General features: G+C 59.9%; 17 protein-coding genes and 5 tRNA genes. 17 read left to right on the top strand and 5 right to left on the bottom strand.

Features of this window, described 5'->3' with window-relative positions; translation table 11 throughout:
* Positions 1–162: 162 nt before the first annotated feature.
* On the top strand, positions 163–1,686 hold the full coding sequence (locus VNV36_RS17720; protein ID WP_325718914.1) for a nucleobase:cation symporter-2 family protein: 1,524 nt from the start codon (positions 163–165) through the stop codon (positions 1,684–1,686).
* 199 nt (positions 1,687–1,885) lie between these two features.
* Here VNV36_RS17720 and VNV36_RS17715 read toward each other — a convergent pair.
* A tRNA-Asn gene (locus VNV36_RS17715) sits at positions 1,886–1,961 on the bottom strand.
* Positions 1,962–2,180: 219 nt separating this feature from the next.
* Here VNV36_RS17715 and VNV36_RS17710 point away from each other — a divergent pair.
* Entirely contained in the window at positions 2,181–2,411 is a 231-nt protein-coding gene (locus VNV36_RS17710) for a hypothetical protein (protein ID WP_325718912.1), read from the top strand.
* Here VNV36_RS17710 and VNV36_RS17705 read toward each other — a convergent pair.
* Both VNV36_RS17705 and VNV36_RS17700 read right to left on the bottom strand, forming a co-directional pair.
* The gene (locus tag VNV36_RS17705) at positions 2,408–2,608 is read right to left on the bottom strand and encodes a hypothetical protein (protein WP_325718910.1); all 201 of its coding nucleotides are present in this window, start codon (positions 2,606–2,608) and stop codon (positions 2,408–2,410) included. The genes VNV36_RS17710 and VNV36_RS17705 overlap by 4 nt on opposite strands.
* 240 nt (positions 2,609–2,848) lie before the next feature.
* Positions 2,849–4,045, bottom strand: a complete 1,197-nt coding sequence (locus VNV36_RS17700; protein WP_325718908.1) for an amino acid aminotransferase — start codon at positions 4,043–4,045, stop codon at positions 2,849–2,851.
* 337 nt (positions 4,046–4,382) lie between these two features.
* Here VNV36_RS17700 and uvrB point away from each other — a divergent pair, with 337 nt between their 5' ends.
* The 11 genes from uvrB (at position 4,383) to VNV36_RS17645 (ending at position 12,615) form a co-directional block, all read left to right on the top strand.
* Complete coding sequence (uvrB, locus tag VNV36_RS17695) at positions 4,383–6,398, top strand: excinuclease ABC subunit UvrB (RefSeq protein ID WP_325718906.1); 2,016 nt, start codon at positions 4,383–4,385, stop codon at positions 6,396–6,398.
* Positions 6,399–6,620: 222 nt separating this feature from the next.
* Positions 6,621–8,102 (top strand): glutamate--tRNA ligase, encoded by a 1,482-nt coding sequence (gene gltX / locus VNV36_RS17690; protein WP_325718904.1) that lies wholly within the window; start codon positions 6,621–6,623, stop codon positions 8,100–8,102.
* A 245-nt stretch (positions 8,103–8,347) separates the two neighbouring features.
* Positions 8,348–8,423, top strand: a tRNA-Ala gene (locus VNV36_RS17685).
* Positions 8,424–8,502: 79 nt separating this feature from the next.
* Positions 8,503–8,578 (top strand) — tRNA-Glu (locus tag VNV36_RS17680).
* Positions 8,579–8,631: 53 nt separating this feature from the next.
* Positions 8,632–8,707, top strand: a tRNA-Ala gene (locus tag VNV36_RS17675).
* Positions 8,708–8,786: 79 nt separating this feature from the next.
* Positions 8,787–8,862 (top strand) — tRNA-Glu (locus VNV36_RS17670).
* Between the two features lie 181 nt (positions 8,863–9,043).
* Positions 9,044–9,583, top strand: coding sequence for a TetR/AcrR family transcriptional regulator (locus VNV36_RS17665; protein WP_016773921.1), 540 nt, complete (start codon positions 9,044–9,046; stop codon positions 9,581–9,583).
* A 30-nt stretch (positions 9,584–9,613) separates the two neighbouring features.
* Complete coding sequence (locus VNV36_RS17660) at positions 9,614–10,447, top strand: alpha/beta fold hydrolase (protein ID WP_325718900.1); 834 nt, start codon at positions 9,614–9,616, stop codon at positions 10,445–10,447.
* Between the two features lie 46 nt (positions 10,448–10,493).
* A complete protein-coding gene (locus VNV36_RS17655) occupies positions 10,494–10,931 on the top strand; it encodes an acyl-CoA thioesterase (RefSeq protein WP_122610307.1) in 438 nt (145 codons plus the stop codon).
* A 161-nt stretch (positions 10,932–11,092) separates the two neighbouring features.
* The gene (locus VNV36_RS17650; RefSeq protein WP_325718896.1) at positions 11,093–12,052 is read left to right on the top strand and encodes a tRNA dihydrouridine synthase; all 960 of its coding nucleotides are present in this window, start codon (positions 11,093–11,095) and stop codon (positions 12,050–12,052) included.
* A 119-nt stretch (positions 12,053–12,171) separates the two neighbouring features.
* Entirely contained in the window at positions 12,172–12,615 is a 444-nt protein-coding gene (locus VNV36_RS17645; protein ID WP_039762036.1) for an Hsp20 family protein, read from the top strand.
* Between the two features lie 49 nt (positions 12,616–12,664).
* Here VNV36_RS17645 and VNV36_RS17640 read toward each other — a convergent pair whose 3' ends face one another.
* Positions 12,665–15,943, bottom strand: a complete 3,279-nt coding sequence (locus VNV36_RS17640; protein WP_325718893.1) for a PAS domain S-box protein — start codon at positions 15,941–15,943, stop codon at positions 12,665–12,667.
* Between the two features lie 68 nt (positions 15,944–16,011).
* Entirely contained in the window at positions 16,012–16,902 is an 891-nt protein-coding gene (locus VNV36_RS17635; protein ID WP_325718890.1) for a LysR family transcriptional regulator, read from the bottom strand.
* Between the two features lie 139 nt (positions 16,903–17,041).
* Between VNV36_RS17635 and leuC the strand changes: the two genes are divergently transcribed.
* The 4 genes from leuC (at position 17,042) to leuB (ending at position 21,170) form a co-directional block, all read left to right on the top strand.
* On the top strand, positions 17,042–18,460 hold the full coding sequence (gene leuC, locus VNV36_RS17630; protein WP_325718888.1) for a 3-isopropylmalate dehydratase large subunit: 1,419 nt from the start codon (positions 17,042–17,044) through the stop codon (positions 18,458–18,460).
* Positions 18,461–18,472: 12 nt separating this feature from the next.
* On the top strand, positions 18,473–19,117 hold the full coding sequence (leuD, locus tag VNV36_RS17625; RefSeq protein ID WP_325718886.1) for a 3-isopropylmalate dehydratase small subunit: 645 nt from the start codon (positions 18,473–18,475) through the stop codon (positions 19,115–19,117).
* Between the two features lie 147 nt (positions 19,118–19,264).
* On the top strand, positions 19,265–20,032 hold the full coding sequence (locus tag VNV36_RS17620; RefSeq protein ID WP_325718884.1) for a class I SAM-dependent methyltransferase: 768 nt from the start codon (positions 19,265–19,267) through the stop codon (positions 20,030–20,032).
* A 55-nt stretch (positions 20,033–20,087) separates the two neighbouring features.
* On the top strand, positions 20,088–21,170 hold the full coding sequence (gene leuB / locus VNV36_RS17615) for a 3-isopropylmalate dehydrogenase (RefSeq protein WP_325718882.1): 1,083 nt from the start codon (positions 20,088–20,090) through the stop codon (positions 21,168–21,170).
* The last annotated feature ends 33 nt before the right edge of the window (positions 21,171–21,203 follow it).

The raw sequence follows: 21,203 nt of genomic DNA, 5'->3' as shown, positions 1-21,203 counted from the left end.
CGGGGTTGTGTTGCCGGATTTGTGGGGGCGAAAGCCGCAGGCTAGAAGGCTGGATGGCTATCCAACCATTATGTGACTGATAAGTTGTATACAACTCTATGGACATTTGTCCTGCGTATTGAATACAGTGTGCGCATAACAAAAACCAGGGAACCCCCCACCATGAAAACGCCCCATGTTTCACACCAACGGCCCGAGGACGAAAACCTCGGGGTCGGCGCGAATATGGCTTACGGCCTGCAGCATGTTCTGACCATGTACGGCGGTATCGTTGCGGTGCCACTGATCATTGGCCAGGCGGCCGGTCTGTCGCCGGCGGACATCGGTCTGTTGATTGCTGCTTCATTATTTGCGGGGGGGCTGGCGACACTGCTGCAAACCCTGGGTCTGCCGTTTTTTGGCTGTCAGCTGCCGCTGGTTCAGGGCGTATCGTTCTCCGGCGTGGCGACCATGGTCGCGATCGTCGGCAGCGGCGGGGAGGGCGGTTTCCAGTCGGTGTTGGGTGCGGTGATTGCCGCCTCGTTGATCGGCTTGCTGATCACGCCCGTGTTCTCGCGCATCACCAAGTTTTTTCCGCCGCTGGTCACCGGTATCGTGATCACCACCATCGGCCTGACGCTGATGCCAGTCGCCGCACGCTGGGCGATGGGCGGCAACAGTCATGCGCCGGACTTCGGCAGCATGCAGAACATCGGTCTGGCGGCAGTCACCCTGGTGCTGGTGTTGTTGCTGAGCAAGGTCGGCAGCGCGACCATCTCACGGCTGTCGATTCTGCTGGCAATGGTCATCGGCACAGTGCTGGCGGTGTTCCTCGGCATGGCGGATTTCTCGGCTGTCACCACAGGTCCCATGTTTGGCTTCCCGACGCCGTTCCATTTCGGCATGCCGAGCTTCCACTTCGCCGCGATTCTGTCGATGTGCATCGTGGTCATGGTGACCCTGGTGGAAACCTCGGCGGACATCCTTGCGGTGGGCGAGATCATCGGCACCAAGGTGGATTCCAAACGCTTGGGTAACGGCCTGCGCGCCGACATGCTATCGAGCATGTTTGCGCCGATCTTCGGTTCGTTTACCCAGAGCGCCTTCGCGCAGAACGTCGGGCTGGTGGCGGTGACCGGGATCAAGAGCCGTTTTGTGGTCGCCACCGGCGGTGTGTTCCTGGTGGTCCTCGGGTTGCTGCCATTCATGGGCCGGGTGATTGCCGCTGTGCCGACGTCGGTGCTTGGCGGCGCGGGAATCGTGCTGTTCGGTACGGTGGCCGCGAGCGGCATCCGCACGCTGTCGAAAGTCGATTACCGCAACAACGTCAACCTGATCATCGTTGCCACTTCGATCGGTTTCGGCATGATCCCGATCGCCGCGCCAAATTTCTACGATCATTTCCCGAGCTGGTTTGCGACGATTTTCCATTCGGGCATCAGTTCGTCGGCAATCATGGCGATCCTGCTCAACCTGGCCTTCAACCATTTCACAGCCGGCAATTCGGATCAGCAGTCGGTGTTCGCCGCAGCGGAAGAGCGCACCTTGCGTTATCGCGATCTGGCCGCGCTGCGCGAAGGTGACTATTTCAGCGACGGCAAGCTGCATGATTGCGATGGCAAGGAGGTGCCGGTGATCGAGCCGGATGAGCACGACCATGGGCATGGCGCGCCGAAGGTGCAGTTGAAAAGCAGCGAACATGTCTGACTGCTGCTGAAGACAGAAGGGCCGATCTGGTTGTACAGATCGGCCTTTTCGTTTGCAGATTAAAAGATCGCAGCCTTCGGCAGCTCCTACATCGGGATCAGCGTTTCCCTGTAGGAGCCGCCGAAGGCTGCGATCTTTTGATCTTTTCAGGCGCCCACAAAAAAGCCCCTGAACCTTGCGATTCAGGGGCTTTGCTATTTGGCTCCACAACCTGGACTCGAACCAGGGACCCAGTGATTAACAGTCACTTGCTCTACCAACTGAGCTATTGCGGAATTGGTGCGTATGTTACTGATTCAAAAAGAGAAGTCAAGCATCGGCTGGCAACTTTTGCGATTCGAGGGGACGAGCGGCATTTTGTCAGCGATTGGCGGTTACCGAAAAGGTCTCAGCGGTCTACCATGGCAGCCCGGAAGTGGTCACACGCGCTGCCGGCCATTCGCCGCAAAGGTACGCGCCATGAATCGAATCATTCGCAACATCGAGGTGTTCGCATGAGCACTGCACAGATCAGCCTGCCCAAGGGAATCGGCGCACACGCCGAGAAACTCTTTGATGCAATCACCCAGGCCGGCACCGCCGAAGAATTGAACCGCGCCGGCGGGAAGGCCGAAGGTTTTGTCCTGGGACTGGAAAGCAGCAAGGCCATCAAGAGCCAGATCGCCGAATCGCTGTATGTGATTTACGACGATGCCGCCACCCAGCGCTCAGCCGAACTGGCTTAACTGCCAAAGGTGATCGTGCCGAGCATCAGCTTGGCATAGGCCGCCGTTGCCGCAAGCTGCACCAGCCACAGGGCCAGGCCGCCGAGGAAAACTCCGGTGGCGACTTGCAGCACCAGGCTTTTTTCGCGCTTGGCCGGGGCGCGTGGGATGAAGTCATCCAGATCGTCACGGTCGGCGCGCAGTTTGTCGTTTTTCATTTGGGGTCTCTTCAAAAGTCTCGGATGTACACAAAATCTGTAGGCGCTGCGGAACGCTGCGATCTTTTGATCTTGATCTTAAAAACAAGATCAAAAGATCGCAGCCTCGTTTTACTCGTCAGCTCCTACCAGCTCCTATGGTTCTGATTTGTGTGCAGTCTAGAGGTTGCAAGGCGTTTCCAGAGACAAATAAAAAACGGGAAGCTCTCAAGGCTTCCCGTTTTTCATCACACGCCGAATTCAGATGACCTGAACGATCGCGTCCGTCACAGCCTTGATGTTGCTCTGGTTCAGCGCGGCCACGCAGATGCGGCCGGTGTCCAGGGCGTAGATGCCGAACTCGTTGCGCAGGCGATGTACTTGTTCGGTGGTCAGGCCGGAGTAGGAGAACATGCCGCGCTGACGACCGACGAAGCTGAAGTCGCGCCCCGGTGCTTTCTCTGCCAGCAGGGCAACCATCTGCTCACGCATGCCGCGAATGCGCAGACGCATCTCGGCCAGCTCGGCTTCCCACTGCGCACGCAGTTCCGGGCTGTTCAGTACAGCCGCAACGATGCTGGCACCGTGGGTCGGCGGGTTGGAGTAGTTGGTGCGGATCACGCGTTTGACCTGCGACAGCACGCGCGCGCTTTCTTCTTTCGATTCGCTGATGATCGACAGCGCGCCTACGCGCTCGCCGTACAGCGAAAACGACTTGGAGAACGAGCTGGAAACGAAGAAGGTCAGGCCGGATTCGGCAAACAGGCGCACGGCAGCGGCGTCTTCATCGATACCGTCGCCAAAGCCCTGGTAAGCCATGTCGAGGTACGGTACGTGTCCCTTGGTCTTGACCACTTCCAGCACGTTTTTCCAGTCCGTTGGGGTCAGGTCGACGCCGGTCGGGTTGTGGCAGCAAGCGTGCAGGACAACGATCGAACCGTTCGGCAGGGCGTTGAGATCGTCGAGCATGCCGGCACGATTTACGTCGTGGGTGGCTGCATCGTAATAACGGTAGTTCTGCACCGGGAAACCGGCAGTTTCGAACAGAGCGCGGTGGTTTTCCCAGCTCGGGTCGCTGATCGCCACGACGGCGTTCGGCAGCAGTTGCTTGAGGAAGTCGGCACCGATTTTCAGGGCGCCGGTTCCGCCGACGGCCTGAGTGGTGATGACGCGACCGGCGCTGATCAGCGGCGAATCGTTGCCGAACAGCAGCTTTTGCACGGCCTGGTCGTAGGCAGCGATGCCATCGATCGGCAGGTAACCGCGGGAAGCATGTTGAGCGACGCGAATCGTCTCGGCTTCGATCACCGCGCGCAGCAGTGGAATTCGCCCCTCTTCGTTGCAGTACACGCCCACGCCCAGATTGACCTTGGTGGTCCGGGTATCGGCGTTGAATGCTTCGTTGAGGCCCAGGATTGGATCGCGGGGTGCCATTTCGACAGCGGAGAACAGGCTCATTATTACGGCGGCTCTGAATGGGGAGTGGAGGGACGTGTCGCGCTCCAGCCGAATGCACTAGAGCGGTGCACAAACGGGGAGCTAGTATAGAGGCCATCACCGCGCAATGGCGACAGGCGAATCGGCATTTACGGTAAGTTTTTCCGATTATTTCTTGACCGTTAGTCGATTGACTTTGTCAGAGTCTTTACCGGTTGTAGGACATTTGCCTTGAAAGCTCGGGCAATCGCCACAACATTAAGCACAATCCAGGTTTTTTCTTGCGCGACATCGGTCGTTTGCGGTCGTCCTCGTGGTGCTCCGTCTGATGCGGATCGCCGCGATTCCAGAGGTGTGTATGTCGGAATTCCAGCTAGTCACCCGCTTCGAGCCCGCTGGCGATCAGCCGGCAGCCATTCGCCAGTTGGTTGAGGGCATTGACGCCGGGCTGGCGCACCAGACACTGCTCGGTGTGACCGGTTCGGGCAAGACCTTCAGCATCGCCAACGTTATTGCCCAAGTGCAGCGGCCGACCCTGGTGCTGGCGCCGAACAAGACCCTGGCGGCGCAGTTGTACGGTGAGTTCAAGGCCTTCTTCCCGAACAACGCGGTGGAATACTTCGTTTCGTATTACGACTACTACCAGCCAGAAGCTTATGTGCCGTCGTCCGACACCTTCATCGAGAAGGATGCGTCGATCAACGACCACATCGAGCAGATGCGTCTGTCCGCCACCAAAGCCTTGCTGGAGCGCAAGGACGCGATCATTGTCACCACGGTGTCGTGCATCTATGGTCTTGGCAGTCCCGAAACCTATCTGAAAATGGTGCTGCACGTCGATCGCGGCGACAAGCTCGATCAGCGTGCGCTGCTGCGGCGCCTGGCCGACCTGCAATACACCCGCAACGACATGGATTTTGCCCGGGCGACGTTCCGCGTGCGTGGCGACGTGATCGATATCTTCCCGGCGGAATCGGATCTTGAGGCGATCCGCATCGAGCTGTTCGATGACGAGGTCGAGAGCATTTCGGCGTTCGATCCGCTGACCGGCGAAGTCATTCGCAAGATGCCGCGCTTCACCTTCTATCCCAAGAGTCACTACGTGACGCCTCGGGAAACCCTGCTCGACGCCATCGAAGGCATCAAGGTCGAGTTGCAGGAGCGCCTCGAATACCTGCGCAGCAACAACAAGCTGGTGGAAGCCCAGCGTCTGGAGCAGCGCACCCGTTTCGATCTGGAGATGATCCTTGAGCTGGGCTACTGCAACGGCATCGAAAACTACTCGCGCTACTTGTCCGGGCGTCCGGCCGGAGCGGCGCCGCCAACGCTTTACGATTACTTGCCAGCTGATGCGCTACTGGTGATCGACGAATCCCATGTCAGCGTGCCGCAGGTCGGCGCGATGTATAAGGGCGACCGTTCTCGTAAGGAAACCCTGGTTGAGTACGGCTTCCGCCTGCCCTCGGCGCTGGACAACCGGCCTATGCGTTTTGACGAGTGGGAAGGGGTCAGCCCGCAGACCATTTTCGTCTCGGCGACGCCGGGCAACTACGAAGCCGAACACGCCGGGCGGGTGGTTGAGCAAGTAGTGCGGCCGACCGGCCTGGTCGACCCGCAGGTCGAAGTGCGGCCGGCGCTGACTCAGGTTGATGACTTGCTCTCGGAAATCACCAAGCGCGTGGCGATCGAAGAGCGAGTGCTGGTCACTACGTTGACCAAGCGCATGGCCGAAGACTTGACCGATTACCTCGCCGACCACGGTGTGCGCGTGCGTTACCTGCACTCGGACATCGACACGGTCGAGCGCGTCGAGATCATCCGCGATTTGCGTCTTGGCGTGTTCGATGTACTGGTCGGGATCAACCTGCTGCGTGAAGGTCTGGACATGCCCGAGGTGTCGCTGGTGGCGATCCTCGACGCCGACAAGGAAGGCTTCCTGCGTTCCGAGCGCTCGCTGATCCAGACCATCGGCCGCGCGGCCCGTAACCTCAATGGCCGGGCCATTCTGTATGCCGATCGGATGACCGGCTCGATGGAGCGGGCGATTGGCGAGACCGAGCGGCGTCGCGAGAAGCAGATCGCTTTCAACCTCGAGCACGGCATCACCCCGAAAGGCGTGATCAAAGACGTCGCCGACATCATGGAAGGCGCCACCGTACCAGGTTCGCGCAGCAAGAAGCGCAAAGGCATGGCCAAGGCCGCCGAAGAAAACGCCAAATACGAAGCCGAACTGCGCTCGCCGAGCGAAATCACCAAACGCATCCGCGCGCTGGAAGAAAAGATGTATCAACTGGCGCGGGATCTGGAGTTCGAAGCCGCGGCGCAGATGCGCGACGAGATTGCCAAACTGCGCGAACGACTTTTGACTGTTTGATCTTCGTCGTCTGGCCGGGCCTCTTCGCGAGCAGGCTCGCTCCCACATAGCGATTGTGTATCCCTGTGGGAGCGAGCCTGCTCGCGAATGGTCTTCACACAATCGCAAGGCCTCGCGACACACAATCCGGCTTAAATCCCCTGCCCGCTGGAGCGGGGCGGGTGTCGCCTGTTACCATTCGCCGCTTGATTGTTCTGCTTTTCATTCTTTTCGAGACATGCCATGACCACCGTTCGCACTCGCATCGCGCCATCGCCTACCGGGGATCCCCACGTAGGTACCGCTTACATCGCATTGTTCAACTACTGCTTTGCCAAGCAGCACGGCGGTGAGTTCATCCTGCGCATCGAAGACACCGATCAGTTGCGTTCGACCCGCGAGTCCGAACAGCAGATCTTCGACGCCTTGCGCTGGCTCGGCATCGACTGGAGCGAGGGCCCGGACGTCGGCGGCCCGCACGGCCCGTACCGGCAGAGCGAGCGCGGCGACATCTATCAGAAATACTGCCAGCAACTGGTCGACATGGGGCACGCGTTCCCATGCTTCTGCACCGCGGAAGAACTGGATCAGATGCGCGCCGAGCAAATGGCCCGCGGCGAAACCCCGCGCTACGACGGCCGTGCGCTGCTGCTGTCGAAGGAAGAAGTCGCCGCCCGTCTGGCCGCTGGCGAACCGCACGTGATCCGCATGAAAGTGCCGAGCGAAGGCGTCTGCGTGGTGCCGGACATGCTGCGTGGCGATGTCGAGATCCCTTGGGATCGCATGGACATGCAAGTGTTGATGAAGACCGACGGCTTGCCGACGTATTTCCTCGCCAATGTCGTCGACGACCACCTGATGGGCATCACCCATGTCCTGCGTGGTGAAGAATGGCTGCCATCGGCGCCGAAACTGATCCTGCTCTACGAATACTTCGGCTGGGAACAACCGCAGCTGTGCTACATGCCGCTGCTGCGTAACCCGGACAAAAGCAAGCTGTCCAAACGCAAGAACCCGACCTCGGTAACGTTCTACGAGCGCATGGGGTTCATGCCGGAAGCGATGCTCAACTACCTCGGGCGCATGGGCTGGTCGATGCCGGACGAGCGCGAGAAGTTCTCGTTGCAGGAAATGGTCGACAACTTCGACCTCAAGCGTGTGTCCCTCGGCGGGCCGATCTTCGATATCGAGAAGCTGTCGTGGCTCAACGGCCAGTGGCTGCGCGATCTGCCGGTGGAAGAGTTTGCCGCGCGCGTGCAGAAGTGGGCGTTCAATGCCGATTACATGATGAAGATCGCTCCGCACGTGCAGGGTCGCGTCGAGACGTTCAGCCAGGTCGCACCGCTGGCGGGTTTCTTCTTTGCCGGTGGCGTCAATCCGGACGCAAAGCTGTTTGAGTCGAAAAAGCTGTCCGGCGACCAGGTTCGCCAGTTGATGCAGCTGATCCTGTGGAAGCTGGAAAGTCTGCGTCAGTGGGAGAAGGACAGCATCACCGCGACGATCCAGGCGGTGGTCGAATCCCTGCAGCTGAAACTGCGTGACGCGATGCCGCTGATGTTTGCGGCGATCACCGGGCAGGCCAGTTCGGTGTCGGTGCTCGATGCGATGGAAATCCTCGGCCCGGACCTGACCCGTTTCCGCTTGCGTCAAGCGATTGACCTGCTGGGCGGGGTGTCGAAGAAAGAAAACAAGGAGTGGGAAAAGCTCCTGGGCGCCATCGCCTGAATGCTATTGCTTCTTTGTAGGAGCTGCCGGAGGCTGCGATCTTTTGATCTTGTTTTCAAAAGGTAAAGTCAAAAGATCGCAGGCTGCGCCAGCTCCTACAGGTCTGCCCGCGTTGCAAATCTCCCGAATTTACGGGGGAGGGCGGTAAGTGATTGTTATCCCGACAAAAAATTTTGAAATTTTTCAAAAATAAGTTTGACAGGCTTTCGATACGCCCTTAAGATTCGCCCCGTCCTCAGCGATGAGGGGCTATAGCTCAGCTGGGAGAGCGCTTGCATGGCATGCAAGAGGTCGACGGTTCGATCCCGTCTAGCTCCACCAATTTACACTTCAAGGTCTGGCCACACCGGCCTTGGAGCGATCAACACTCAGCGTTGATCAGTTGTATGGAAGGGTTTGCGTCCCCTTCGTCTAGTGGCCTAGGACACCGCCCTTTCACGGCGGTAACAGGGGTTCGAGTCCCCTAGGGGACGCCAGTTTCACAGAAGTGATGTTGCAAGAGATCACTCCGCCGAGAGGCGAAAAATCCGGGGCTATAGCTCAGCTGGGAGAGCGCCTGCATGGCATGCAGGAGGTCAGCGGTTCGATCCCGCTTAGCTCCACCAATTTACAGTTCAAGGTCTGGCCACACCGGCCTTGAATCGATCAGCTCTCAGCACTGATCAGTTGTATAGAAGGGTTTGTGTCCCCTTCGTCTAGTGGCCTAGGACACCGCCCTTTCACGGCGGTAACAGGGGTTCGAGTCCCCTAGGGGACGCCACGATTACCCGCTCTGCGGGATTTATAAGGGTCATTCAATTATTGAATGGCCCTTTTGTTTGTCTGGCGTTTGGCCAACTCTCCTTTTTCCTTTGACTGTGCTTCAGACCAGCGGTCATATTCATGACTTGCGGAATATTATTATGTGAATAATATTCTAGTCGTAATATTCGGAGTCGACGATGAACGATAAAAAAGCTCAAACCCGCGAACGCATCCTCAAGGCTGCCAGCGCTGCACTGATCCAGCGTGGCCCGGCCGACCCGAGCGTGGGCGAAGTGATGGGCGCGGCCGGCCTGACCGTCGGCGGCTTCTACGCACACTTTGAAAGCAAGGACGCGATGATGCTCGAAGCGTTCAAGCAACTGCTGGGGCGCCGGCGTGACCTGATAGCCGACATGGATGCCGATCTGACCGGTGAAGAACGCCGCGCTCTGGTGGCTGCGTTCTACCTGTCACGCAAGCATCGTGATTCCAGCGAAGCGGCGTGCCCGATCCCGGCCTCGATCGGCGAGCTGGGGCGTTTGCCGGAGTCGTTCCGCATTGCGCTGAACGAGCATCTGGAATTGATGGTCGCGCAACTGGCGGCCAGCCCCGAAGACACCGACAAGGCCTTGGCCGATGTCGCGCTGATGGTGGGCGGCCTGGCGCTGGCAAGAGCGCTGGGGCCGGGAGAGTTATCCGATCGATTGCTGCGCGCCGCCAAGTCGGCGGTGCGTTGACCTGAAGGCGACACGCCTGAGGAGAGAGCGATGAACACGTTGAAGTGGGTTCGTGGCGTGAACGGTACCTTGGGCTGGTTTGCACCGAAGCTGGTGGCGAGCAAAATGCGTCTGGCGTTCATGACGCCGCGCGCGCTGCCGCTGCGGGACTGGGAGCTGCCGCTGCTGGCCAGTTCCGAGCGCATCACCTTGCGTTTCGGCCTGTCGGCGCTGCGTTGGGGCCAGGGTCCCACGGTGCTGCTGATGCACGGTTGGGAAGGGCGGCCGACTCAATTTGCTTCGCTGATCAACGCGCTGGTCGATGCCGGCTATACCGTTGTCGCGCTCGACGGCCCAGCCCATGGCCGTTCGCCCGGGCGAGAAGCCAATGTGGTGCTGTTCGCCCGCGCCATGCTCGAAGCCGCTGCCGAGCTGCCGCCGCTGCAAGCGGTCATCGGCCACTCCATGGGCGGCGCCAGCGCGATGCTCGCCGTGCAATTGGGCCTGCGCACGGAGACCCTTGTCAGCATCGCCGCACCGTCGCGAATTCTCGGCGTGCTGCGCGGGTTTGCCCGATACGTCGGCCTGCCTGCCAGAGCGCGTTCGGCCTTTATCCGTCAGGTCGAGCAGGATGTCGGCATGCGCGCGGCGACGCTGGACGTTGCGCACTATCAACTGGATATGCCCGGCCTGATCGTGCACGCCGAGGACGACAATTTTGTCTCGGTCAAAGAATCGCAATTGATTCACGAAGCGTGGTTCGACAGCCGCTTGCTGCGTCTGGAAAGTGGTGGCCATCAACGCGTGCTGGCTGACCCTCGGGTGATTGATGGCGTGTTATCACTGCTCGCCGGTCGCAGCCTTCAGGCGCGCCAATCGGCCTGAGCTTCGTTACACTGCCCCGGTTGAAAACTTTGACCGGGAGTGGGGCATGGGCTGGGATCGGGCAACGCCGTTTACCATTGATCTGCAAGTAGGCGCCGAGGACATCGACGGGCTCGGGCACGCCAATAACGCGGTGTACGTGACATGGCTCGAACGCTGCGCCTGGCGCCACTCGCAGCGTCTTGGCCTGGATCTGGTCGAATACCGCCGCCTCGATCGCGCGATGGCGGTGGTGCGTCATGAAATCGATTACCTGGCCGCTGCCTACGAAGGCGATGAGCTGCAACTGGCGACCTGGATCGTCGATTGGGATCAGCGCCTGAAAATGACCCGGCATTTTCAGCTCAAACGCCCCAGCGATAACGCCACTCTGTTGCGCGCGCAGACGACGTTCGTCTGTATCGAACTTTCGACCGGCAAACCCAAGCGCATGCCTGCCGAGTTTATCGAAGGCTATGGCCCGGCGATCCTGACTCCAGCCTGACCCGGTCCGGTAGGAGCTGCCGAAGGCTGCGATCTTTTGATTTTGCTTTTTGCAGATCAAGATCAAAAGATCGCAGCCTTCGGCAGCTCCTCCAAGGGATCTGCGGTTTTCCTCGATATCCAGTAAACTGCCGCACGTTTTTTCTTCAAGTAGTGTTTCCCATGCAAATTGCTCTGGCGCCCATGGAGGGGTTGGTCGACGACATCCTGCGCGACGTGCTGACCCGTGTTGGCGGTATCGACTGGTGCGTGACCGAATTCATTCGGGTCAATGACCAGTTGCTCACCCCGGCGTACTTCCACAAGTTCGGCCCGGAGCTGCTCAACGGTGCCCGTACCGCGGCTGGCGTGCCGTTGCGCGTGCAGTTGCTAGGTTCTGACCCGGTGTGCCTGGCGGAAAACGCCGCGCTGGCCTGCGAACTCGGTTCTGAAGTGATCGACCTCAACTTCGGCTGTCCGGCCAAGACCGTGAACAAATCCCGGGGCGGTGCAGTGCTGCTGAAAGAGCCTGAGCTGCTCAACCAGATTGTCGAGCACGTCCGCCGCGCCGTGCCGGCACATATTCCCGTCACCGCAAAAATGCGCCTGGGTTTCGACAGCCCCGACGGTTCGCTGGTTTGCGCCACGGCGCTGGCCGAAGGCGGGGCCGAGCACATCGTTGTGCATGCGCGGACGAAAATGGATGGCTACAAACCGCCGGCGCATTGGGAGTGGATCCCGCGCGTGCAGGACGTGGTCAAAGTGCCGGTGTTCGCCAACGGCGACATCTGGAGTGTCGAAGACTGGCGTCGTTGTCGGGAAATCAGCGGCGTGGAAGACATCATGCTCGGTCGTGGCCTGGTGTCCCGCCCGGATCTGGCCCGGCAGATCGCTGCCGCCCGCGCCGGCGAAGAGGTCGTTGAGATGACCTGGGCCGAGCTGATGCCGCTGGTTCAGGACTTCTGGCTGCAGGCCAAAGCGCAGATGACCGCGCGTCAATCGCCAGGCCGGCTGAAGCAATGGCTGGCCATGCTGACGCGCAATTACCCCGAGGCGGCAGAACTTTTCACTGTTCTACGCCGCGAAACCGAGCCCGATCAGGTCTCGCGCTTGCTCGGATTGCCGCTCGTCGAGGCCGCATAAAAAAACTGAAAATAATCTCTTGAAATCAAAACAGCGGTCCCTATCTAAGGGTTACGCGATGCCGAATTCGGGTCGCGGAGACACAAAACCTTGCTGATTGTTTTCAGGAGATTTGAATCATGAGTACTGCATTTTCCCTCGCGCCACTGTTCCGTTCCTCGGTAGGTTTCGACCGTTTCAACGACCTGTTCGAAACCGCGCTGCGCAACGAGCCAGGCAGCAGCTACCCACCCTACAACGTCGAGAAACACGGTGATGATCAATACCGTATCGTCGTTGCGGCCGCCGGTTTCCAGGAAGAAGACCTGGACCTGCAAGTCGAGAAGGGTGTGCTGACCATCAGTGGCGGCAAGCGTGACACCGACGAGAGCGTGACGTTCTTGCACCAGGGCATCGCTCAGCGAGCCTTCAAGCTGTCGTTCCGTCTGGCCGATCACATCGAAATCAAGGACGCCGCTCTGCGCAACGGCCTGCTGAGCATCGACCTGCTCCGTGTGATCCCGGAAGAAGCGAAAGCCAAGCGCATCCCGATCAATGGAGCGCAGCAGCCCGTCCTGCAATAACGCCGGGCAACAAGAAGGGCGCCAGAGATGGCGCCCTTTTTTGTGCCCGCTATTCGAGGAGAATTTTCAGATCCTCCAGCGCCACCGGCCGGCTGTGCAGATAGCCCTGATACAAATGGCAGCCCAGGCCTTGGAGAAACGCCAGCTGTTCCGGCGTCTCTACCCCTTCGGCAATCACTTCCAGCTCAAGGCTGCGCGCCATCGCCACAATCGCGCGGATGATCTCGGCATCGTTCGGATCGGTGGTCGCATCGCGGATAAACGATTGGTCGATTTTCAGTGTGTCCACCGGCAGCCGTTTCAGATAAGTCAGCGATGAGTAACCGGTGCCGAAATCGTCCATGGCGAAACTCACGCCGAGCTTCTTCAGGCGGCGCATTTTGCTGATGGTGTCCTCCAGGTTCTGGATGACGATGCCTTCGGTGATCTCCAGTTTCAGCAGCGAGCAGGGCAGGCCGTGGCTGCTCATGCTGTGTTCGATGCGTTCGACGAAATCGTTCTGGCGGAACTGCCGAGGGCTGATGTTCACGCACAGGCTGAAGTTGAGCGGGTCGACCCGTTTCAGCGCGATCAATTGTTTGAACGCATTACAGGCTTCATCGAGGATCCACGTGCCGACTTCGAGAATCAGGCCGCTGTCTTCCAGCACCTTGATGAACTCGGTGGGTGATTGCGCGCCGAGTTCCGGGTGGTTCCAGCGCACCAGCGCTTCAGCGCCGATGATGCGGTTGTCGCGGGCGTCGACCTGCGGCTGGAAATGCACGTTGAACTCGCCGCGTGACAACGCCAGACGCAAGTCGGTCTCCATGCGCAGGCGTTCGCTGGCCGCTTTCTGCATGGTGTTGTGGTACATCTGCGTGGTGTTGCGCCCGGAATCCTTGGCCCGGTACAGGGCGATGTCCGCGCGTTTGAGCAGGTCGGTCGGGGTCGAGCCGTGATCGGGAATCAATGCCACGCCGATACTTGGCGTCACCTGCAGGCGCTGGCCATCGAGGAACATCGGCTCCGAAAGCAATTCGCGAATGGTGTCGGCCAGCGCGCGCACTTGCTCACTGACTTCACTGCGCGAACCTTCAAGGCCGCTGAGCAACACCACGAACTCGTCGCCCCCGAGGCGCGCCACCGTGTCTTCCATGCGCACGCTGGCTTCCAGGCGTGCGGTGATGATCTTCAACACGGTGTCGCCGACCGGATGTCCGAGCGAGTCGTTGATGTGCTTGAAGTGATCAAGATCGAGAAACAGCAGCGCCCCGCGCAAATTGTGGCGCTTGAGCAGGGCGATCTGCTGACTGAGGCGATCCATCAGCAGGGCGCGGTTGGGCAGGTTGGTCAGCGGGTCGTGATAGGCCAGGTGGCGAATCTGCGCTTCGGCGTTTTTCAACAGACTGACATCGCGGGCGGTGAGCAACAGGCACGCGGTTTCGTTGAGGGTGATCGGCTCGACCGAGACTTCCACTGTGAGCAATTCCCCGCGCTTGTTGCGCCCGAGCATTTCCTGATGATGCACGCGGCCCTTGATCTGCAATTCGGCGAGCAGCGTGGAGCGCTGTTTCTCTTCGGCCCAGATCCCCACTTGGTAAACGGTTTTGCCCACCACTTCGTCGGCGCGATAGCCAGTCAGGCGACAGAAGCCGTCGTTGACCTCCAGATAACGTCCGGTGTCGCGCTCGGTGATGGTGATGGCATCGGGGCTGGAGTGGAACGCCTTGGCGAATTTTTCTTCGCTGGCCTTCAGCGCCGCTTCCGAACGCTGCTGCTGGGTGATGTCACGGAGGGTGGTGACGATGCAAGGCTGGTCGCCGACGCTGATCTGGCGGCTGGAAATCACACAGGTCAACGACTTTCCGTCTTTGTGCTGAACGAGAATGGCGACGTTGCTCAGGCCTTGTTCGCGAATCACCCGTTCGATGCGTTGCAGGCTTTTTGCCGAGGCGTCCCATAGGCCGATTTCTTCGGCGGTGTGGCCAATCACATCGGCGGCGCTCCAGCCAAAGGTCTGGCTGAAGCTTGAGTTGATCTCGATGAACTCCCCGGTTTCCTGGCGCGTGACGCAAATCGGGTCGGGGCTGACCTGGAACAGCGTGGCGAATTTCTCTTCCGACGCCACCAGGCGCTGCTCGCGCTCGACCTGATCGGTGATGTCCAGCAGCGTACCGGCCATGCGCAGCGGCGCACCGTTGTCGTCACGATAAAGACGGGCGCGGCTTTCCAGGTAACGCGAGCTGCCGTCGGGCAGCTGCACGCGATAAGTCAGTTGGTAATTGCCCGCCGGTCCTTCACGCAGGCTGCGGTAGGCGTCGCGCATGGTGTCGCGTTCCTCGCCCGGCACCCCTTCGAAAAACTCCTCGAACGATTCATGGAATGGAATCGGCTCCAGCCCGTGCAATTGCGCGGCGCGTGCCGAACCGTAGAGCATGCCGCTGGGTATATGCCAGTCCCAGGTGCCCAGTTGCGCCGAGTCCAGCGCCAGGTCGAGGCGTTCCTGGCTGTCCTTCAAGGCATGTTCAGCGGCTTTGCGTTCGGTGGTGTCAAGAAAGGTGCTGAGCAGGTAGGGCTGACCTTCGAGCTCGACCTTTTGCGCGCTGAGGATGCCGTCGTGCACCTGACCATTGCTGGCACGAAATTGCACTTCCATGCTGACCAGTTCGCCCTTGGCCTTGGTTTTCTTCACCAGTTCCGCGCGTTGCTCGGGATGTACCCACAGGCCCAGTTCCAGGGTGGTGCGGCCGATTGCGCTTTGTACCGGCCAGCCAAACAGACTTTCGAAATACTGATTGGCTTCGGTGATCAGGCCGTCCTCCTGACGGGTCAGCAAAACCATGTTCGGACACAGGTGGAAAAGTGTAGCGAAACGTTTCTCCGAGCTGCTCAGGGCCTGCTCGCGCTGACGCTGGTGGGTGATTTCGCGAATCACCCCGATCATTCGGGGCCGGCCGTTTTTGTCCGGCAGCAGGCTGCCACTGATTTCCAGCCAGTGCAGGCTGCCGTCGGGCCAGCGGATGCGATGGTGCATCGCCTGTTCCAGCGGAGCGCCGGCGATCACGGCGTGGAAGGCGCGAACGGTCTTGGCGCGGTCTTCGGGCGGCAGCAGGTCGAGGTATTCCAGATCGGCGGGTAATGGTTGCCGGGGATCGAAGCCGAATAACGCCTGCGTGCCCCGCGACCAACTGATCTGCCCGCGCTCGATGTCCCAATACCAGGCGCCGAGGCGCGCGCCGTTGAGCGCGGCGAGCAATTGCGGCGCGCTTTCCCAGCTCTGCTCGGAGTGTCGCGGATCAACAGCCTGGATGCGCGGCATCGGCGGAATTCGGTCAACGGATTTCGGCATTGTCAGCGGGCCTTGAGCGGAAAGTGGCATTAGGCACAGGGGTGGCGGTTCTATAGGAGTAGCACAAGTCAGGCCGGAATCCCTGGCCGATCGATTTGTGCATCCAGCAAGGCCATGAAAGCTCTTGCTGCATTCGATAGCGTCCGTTCGGTGTGCAAGATATAGCCTAGCTGGCGAGTGAGCTGTATGCCCGGCAATGCGATGCTTGCCACCTGCTCATCGAGCATGGTGCGCGGCAGCACGCTCCACGCAAGACCGATGGAAACCATCATCTTGATGGTTTCCAGGTAATTGGTGCTCATGGCGATGTTCGGCGTCAGACCCTGGGCTTCGAACAAGCGCTGGACGATGTGGTGGGTAAAGGTGTTGCCGCCGGGGAAAACCGCGGGGTGGCCGGCAATATCTGCCAGCGTGACGGCGCCGTTGTTGATCAGCAAATGCTCCGGGGCGACCACGAAATCCAGCGGGTCGTCCCACACCGGCGTGGCTTTGACCAGGGCGTGAGGCTCTGGCGCCAATGTAATGACCGCCAGTTCTGCGCGACCGTGGAGAATTTCTTCGTAGGCCACTTCCGAATCGAGGAACTGAATATCCAGCGCTACCTTTGGATAACGCCGGGTGAACTCTCTTAATAAGGGTGGCAAACGGTGCAGGCCAATGTGGTGACTGGTAGCCAGAGTCAGGCGGCCGCCGACTTCCCCGGTCAGATTGGTCAGGGCACGGCGAGTGTCATCGAGCACATTGAGAATCTGATAGGCCCGTGGCAGCAGGGCGCGACCGGCCTCGGTCAGACTGACTTCACGACCCAGTCGGTCAAACAGGCGCACCTTCAATTGTTGCTCCAGCCCAGCGATGCGCTTGCTGATCGCCGGTTGCGTCAGGTGCAGGCGTTCGCCGGCGCCGGAGAAGCTGCCGGTCTCGGCGATGGCAATAAAAGCGTTGAGGTTAGCCAGGTCCATGTCGCATTCCAGTTGGTTATCCAAAGCATGAAAAATATGAATTTGAGTTATTTAATCTAACCCCATAGGATCGGCCTCACAAGCCAAAGGGTTATTGATAAGCCCAGGGCATAGAAACAAGCTGATGAGGAACCGTCTGATGGCCGGCAAAACGCTCTACGACAAGCTCTGGGATTCGCATTTGGTCAAGCAGCGCGACGATGGCTCGGCGCTGATCTACATCGACCGTCACATCATTCATGAAGTGACCTCGCCGCAAGCGTTTGAAGGTCTGCGTCTGGCCGGGCGCAAGCCTTGGCGCATCGATGCCAACATTGCGACCCCGGATCACAACGTACCGACCACCCCTGAGCGCAAGGGTGGCATCGAAGCCATTGCCGACCAGGTCTCGCGTTTGCAGGTCCAGACCCTCGACGACAATTGCGATGAGTACGGCATCGTCGAGTTCAAGATGAACGACGTCCGCCAGGGCATCGTCCACGTCATCAGTCCGGAGCAGGGCGCGACTTTGCCGGGCATGACCGTGGTTTGCGGCGACTCGCACACCTCGACCCATGGCGCGTTCGGCGCATTGGCTCACGGTATCGGCACTTCCGAGGTCGAGCACGTGCTCGCCACTCAGTGCCTGGTGGCCAAGAAAATGAAAAACATGCTGGTGCGCGTCGAAGGCCAATTGCCGTTCGGCGTGACCGCCAAGGACATCGTCCTCGCGGTGATCGGCAAAATCGGCACCGCCGGTGGTAATGGCCATGCCATCGAGTTCGCCGGCAGCGCGATCCGCGATCTGTCCGTCGAAGGCCGCATGACCATCTGCAACATGTCCATCGAAGCCGGCGCACGTGTGGGCCTGGTGGCGGCGGACCAAAAGACCATCGACTACGTCAAGGGGCGTCCATTCGCGCCGAAAGGCGAGCAGTGGGACATGGCCGTCGAAGCCTGGAAGGATCTGGTTTCCGACGCTGATGCTGAATTCGACACAGTGGTTGAGCTGGACGCCGCGCAGATCAAGCCGCAAGTCAGCTGGGGTACGTCGCCCGAGATGGTGCTGGCGGTTGACCAGAATGTGCCGGATCCGGCCAGGGAAATGGACCTGGTCAAACGCGATTCGATCGTCCGTGCCTTGAAATACATGGGTTTGACCGCCAATCAGGCGATCACCGACATTCAGCTCGATCGGGTATTCATCGGTTCCTGCACCAACTCGCGCATCGAAGATTTGCGCGCCGCTGCGGTGATCGCCAAGGGCCGCAAGGTTGCCTCGACCATCAAACAAGCGATCGTCGTGCCGGGCTCGGGTCTGGTCAAGGCGCAGGCTGAAGCCGAAGGCCTCGACAAGATTTTCCTTGAAGCCGGTTTCGAATGGCGCGAGCCGGGCTGCTCGATGTGCCTGGCGATGAACCCGGATCGTTTGGAATCCGGCGAGCATTGCGCGTCGACTTCCAACCGTAACTTCGAAGGCCGTCAGGGCGCCGGTGGCCGTACCCACCTCGTCAGTCCGGCCATGGCGGCGGCGGCCGCGGTGAACGGCCGTTTCGTAGACGTTCGTGAATTGATCTGAAAGGAGCGCAGCATGAAAGCTTTTACCCAGCACACTGGTCTTGTCGCGCCTCTGGATCGTGCCAACGTAGACACCGACCAGATCATTCCCAAGCAGTTTTTGAAGTCGATCAAGCGCACCGGTTTCGGTCCCAATCTGTTCGACGAGTGGCGTTATCTGGATGTCGGCCAGCCGTATCAGGACAACTCAAAACGTCCGTTGAACAAGGACTTCGTCCTCAACGCCGAGCGTTATCAGGGTGCCAGCGTGTTGCTCGCTCGCGAGAACTTCGGCTGCGGTTCGAGCCGTGAACACGCGCCGTGGGCCTTGGAAGAGTACGGTTTCCGCAGCATCATCGCGCCGAGCTATGCCGACATCTTTTTCAACAACAGTTTCAAGAACGGCCTGCTGCCAATCATCCTCAGCGACGCAGAAGTTGATGAACTGTTCAAGCAGGTTGAAGCCGAGCCGGGTTATCAATTGCAGATCGACCTGCAAGCACAGACCGTGACCCGCCCGGATGGCAAGGTGTACAGCTTCGAGATCGACGCGTTTCGCAAGCACTGCCTGCTCAATGGCCTGGACGATATCGGCCTGACCCTGCAGGACGGCGATGCGATTGCGGCGTTCGAGGCCAAACATCGTGTGAGCCAGCCGTGGTTGTTTCGCGACGCGTAAGCAGGTTTTGAATTGATGTGGTTCAGGCTGGCCTCTTCGCGAGCAAGCTCGCTCCCACAGGGGAATGCATTTCAAATGTGGGAGCGAGCTTGCTCGCGAAGACGGTAGTCCAGGCAATACAAGGCTAAAACCCAGAAGGAAGTGTCCATGACCAGCACCGCCCAGCACACCCAGGTCGTCCAGAAGCAATTCGGCGAACAGGCCGCCGCTTACCTGAGCAGCGCCGTTCACGCCCAAGGCAGTGAATTCGCACTGCTGCAGGCTGAGCTGGCCGGGCAGGGCGCGGCGCGGCTGCTGGATCTGGGTTGTGGCGCCGGGCACGTCAGTTTCCATGTCGCACCGCTGGTCAGGGAAGTGGTGGCTTACGACCTGTCGCAGCAAATGCTCGATGTCGTCGCCAGCGCTGCCGCCGATCGCGGCTTGAGCAACGTCGTCACCGTCAACGGTGCTGCGGAGCGTTTGCCGTTCGCCGATGGCGAGTTCGATTTTGTGTTCAGCCGTTATTCGGCGCATCACTGGAGCGACCTCGGCCTGGCCTTGCGCGAAGTGCGCCGGGTGCTGAAGCCGGGCGGGGTGGCGGCGTTCGTTGATGTGTTGTCACCGGGCAGTCCGTTGTTCGACACTTACCTGCAAAGCGTTGAAGTGCTGCGCGACACCAGTCATGTGCGCAACTACTCCGCCGCCGAGTGGCTGCGCCAGGTCAGCGAGGCCGGTCTGCATGTACGCAGCACCGCCCGTCAGCGCCTGCGTCTGGAGTACAACAGTTGGGTCGAGCGCATGCGCACGCCTGAAGTGCTGCGCGCGGCGATCCGCCAGTTGCAGCAGTCGATGGGCGACGAAGTGCGTGAATATTTTGAGATTGATGCCGACGGCTCGTTCAGTACCGATGTAATCGTCCTGATGGCTGAGCGATAAAAATTTTTCCGGGCGCGCCGTTCAGTGGCGCACCGCTTGAAGACACGAGGAAAGCATGAGCAAGCAGATTCTGATTCTCCCGGGTGACGGTATTGGCCCGGAAATCATGGCCGAAGCGGTCAAGGTTCTTACACTTGCCAACGACAAGTACAGCCTGGGCTTCGAGTTGAGCCACGACGTGATCGGTGGCGCGGCCATCGACAAACACGGCGTGCCGCTGGCCGATGAAACCCTGGAGCGTGCCCGCGCTGCCGATGCCGTGCTGCTGGGCGCTGTCGGTGGCCCGAAATGGGACACCATCGAGCGTGACATTCGCCCAGAGCGCGGCCTGCTGAAAATCCGTGCGCAGCTGGGCCTGTTCGGCAACCTGCGGCCGGCGATTCTTTATCCGCAACTGGCCGATGCGTCGAGCCTGAAGCCGGAAATCGTTGCCGGTCTGGACATTCTCATCGTCCGTGAGCTGACCGGCGGCATCTACTTCGGCGCGCCGCGTGGCACCCGGACGCTGGACAACGGCGAGCGGCAGTCCTACGACACCCTGCCGTACAGCGAAAGCGAAATCCGCCGTATCGCCCGCGTAGGTTTCGACATGGCCATGGTGCGGGGCAAGAAACTCTGCTCGGTGGACAAGGCCAACGTGCTGGCCTCCAGCCAGCTGTGGCGGGAAGTGGTTGAGCAGGTGGCCAAGGATTATCCGCAAGTCGAACTGAGCCACATGTACGTCGACAACGCCGCCATGCAGCTGGTGCGCGCGCCCAAGCAGTTCGACGTGATCGTCACCGACAACATGTTCGGCGACATCCTCTCCGACGAAGCGTCGATGCTCACCGGTTCCATCGGCATGCTGCCGTCGGCTTCGCTGGATTCCAACAACAAAGGCATGTACGAGCCTTGCCACGGTTCGGCACCTGACATTGCCGGCAAGGGCATTGCCAACCCGCTGGCAACAATTCTGTCGGTGTCGATGATGCTGCGTTACAGCTTCAATCTGCACGATGCTGCCGATGCCATCGAAAAAGCCGTCAGCGTCGTGCTCGATCAGGGCTTGCGTACCGGCGACATTTACTCGGCCGGTTGTACCAAAGTCGGTACGCAGGAAATGGGCGACGCAGTAGTCGCCGCGCTGCGGAATCTGTAATCTCTCGGGCCCGCTGCGAAATTCAATACAAAG

It is taken from the genome of Pseudomonas sp. (assembly GCF_035554175.1).
GTDB lineage: Bacteria > Pseudomonadota > Gammaproteobacteria > Pseudomonadales > Pseudomonadaceae > Aquipseudomonas.
This window is presented reverse-complemented; position numbering and strand designations above follow the sequence as displayed.

What these genes read in the sequence shown, in the direction of transcription:
- VNV36_RS17720 (WP_325718914.1), top strand. Translation starts at nt 163, where the DNA reads ATGAAAACGCCCCATGTTTCACACCAACGGCCCGAGGACGAAAACCTC.
- VNV36_RS17710 (WP_325718912.1), top strand. Translation starts at nt 2,181, where the DNA reads ATGAGCACTGCACAGATCAGCCTGCCCAAGGGAATCGGCGCACACGCC.
- VNV36_RS17705 (WP_325718910.1), bottom strand. Translation starts at nt 2,608, where the DNA reads ATGAAAAACGACAAACTGCGCGCCGACCGTGACGATCTGGATGACTTC.
- VNV36_RS17700 (WP_325718908.1), bottom strand. Translation starts at nt 4,045, where the DNA reads ATGAGCCTGTTCTCCGCTGTCGAAATGGCACCCCGCGATCCAATCCTG.
- uvrB (WP_325718906.1), top strand. Translation starts at nt 4,383, where the DNA reads ATGTCGGAATTCCAGCTAGTCACCCGCTTCGAGCCCGCTGGCGATCAG.
- gltX (WP_325718904.1), top strand. Translation starts at nt 6,621, where the DNA reads ATGACCACCGTTCGCACTCGCATCGCGCCATCGCCTACCGGGGATCCC.
- VNV36_RS17665 (WP_016773921.1), top strand. Translation starts at nt 9,044, where the DNA reads ATGAACGATAAAAAAGCTCAAACCCGCGAACGCATCCTCAAGGCTGCC.
- VNV36_RS17660 (WP_325718900.1), top strand. Translation starts at nt 9,614, where the DNA reads ATGAACACGTTGAAGTGGGTTCGTGGCGTGAACGGTACCTTGGGCTGG.
- VNV36_RS17655 (WP_122610307.1), top strand. Translation starts at nt 10,494, where the DNA reads ATGGGCTGGGATCGGGCAACGCCGTTTACCATTGATCTGCAAGTAGGC.
- VNV36_RS17650 (WP_325718896.1), top strand. Translation starts at nt 11,093, where the DNA reads ATGCAAATTGCTCTGGCGCCCATGGAGGGGTTGGTCGACGACATCCTG.
- VNV36_RS17645 (WP_039762036.1), top strand. Translation starts at nt 12,172, where the DNA reads ATGAGTACTGCATTTTCCCTCGCGCCACTGTTCCGTTCCTCGGTAGGT.
- VNV36_RS17640 (WP_325718893.1), bottom strand. Translation starts at nt 15,943, where the DNA reads ATGCCGAAATCCGTTGACCGAATTCCGCCGATGCCGCGCATCCAGGCT.
- VNV36_RS17635 (WP_325718890.1), bottom strand. Translation starts at nt 16,902, where the DNA reads ATGGACCTGGCTAACCTCAACGCTTTTATTGCCATCGCCGAGACCGGC.
- leuC (WP_325718888.1), top strand. Translation starts at nt 17,042, where the DNA reads ATGGCCGGCAAAACGCTCTACGACAAGCTCTGGGATTCGCATTTGGTC.
- leuD (WP_325718886.1), top strand. Translation starts at nt 18,473, where the DNA reads ATGAAAGCTTTTACCCAGCACACTGGTCTTGTCGCGCCTCTGGATCGT.
- VNV36_RS17620 (WP_325718884.1), top strand. Translation starts at nt 19,265, where the DNA reads ATGACCAGCACCGCCCAGCACACCCAGGTCGTCCAGAAGCAATTCGGC.
- leuB (WP_325718882.1), top strand. Translation starts at nt 20,088, where the DNA reads ATGAGCAAGCAGATTCTGATTCTCCCGGGTGACGGTATTGGCCCGGAA.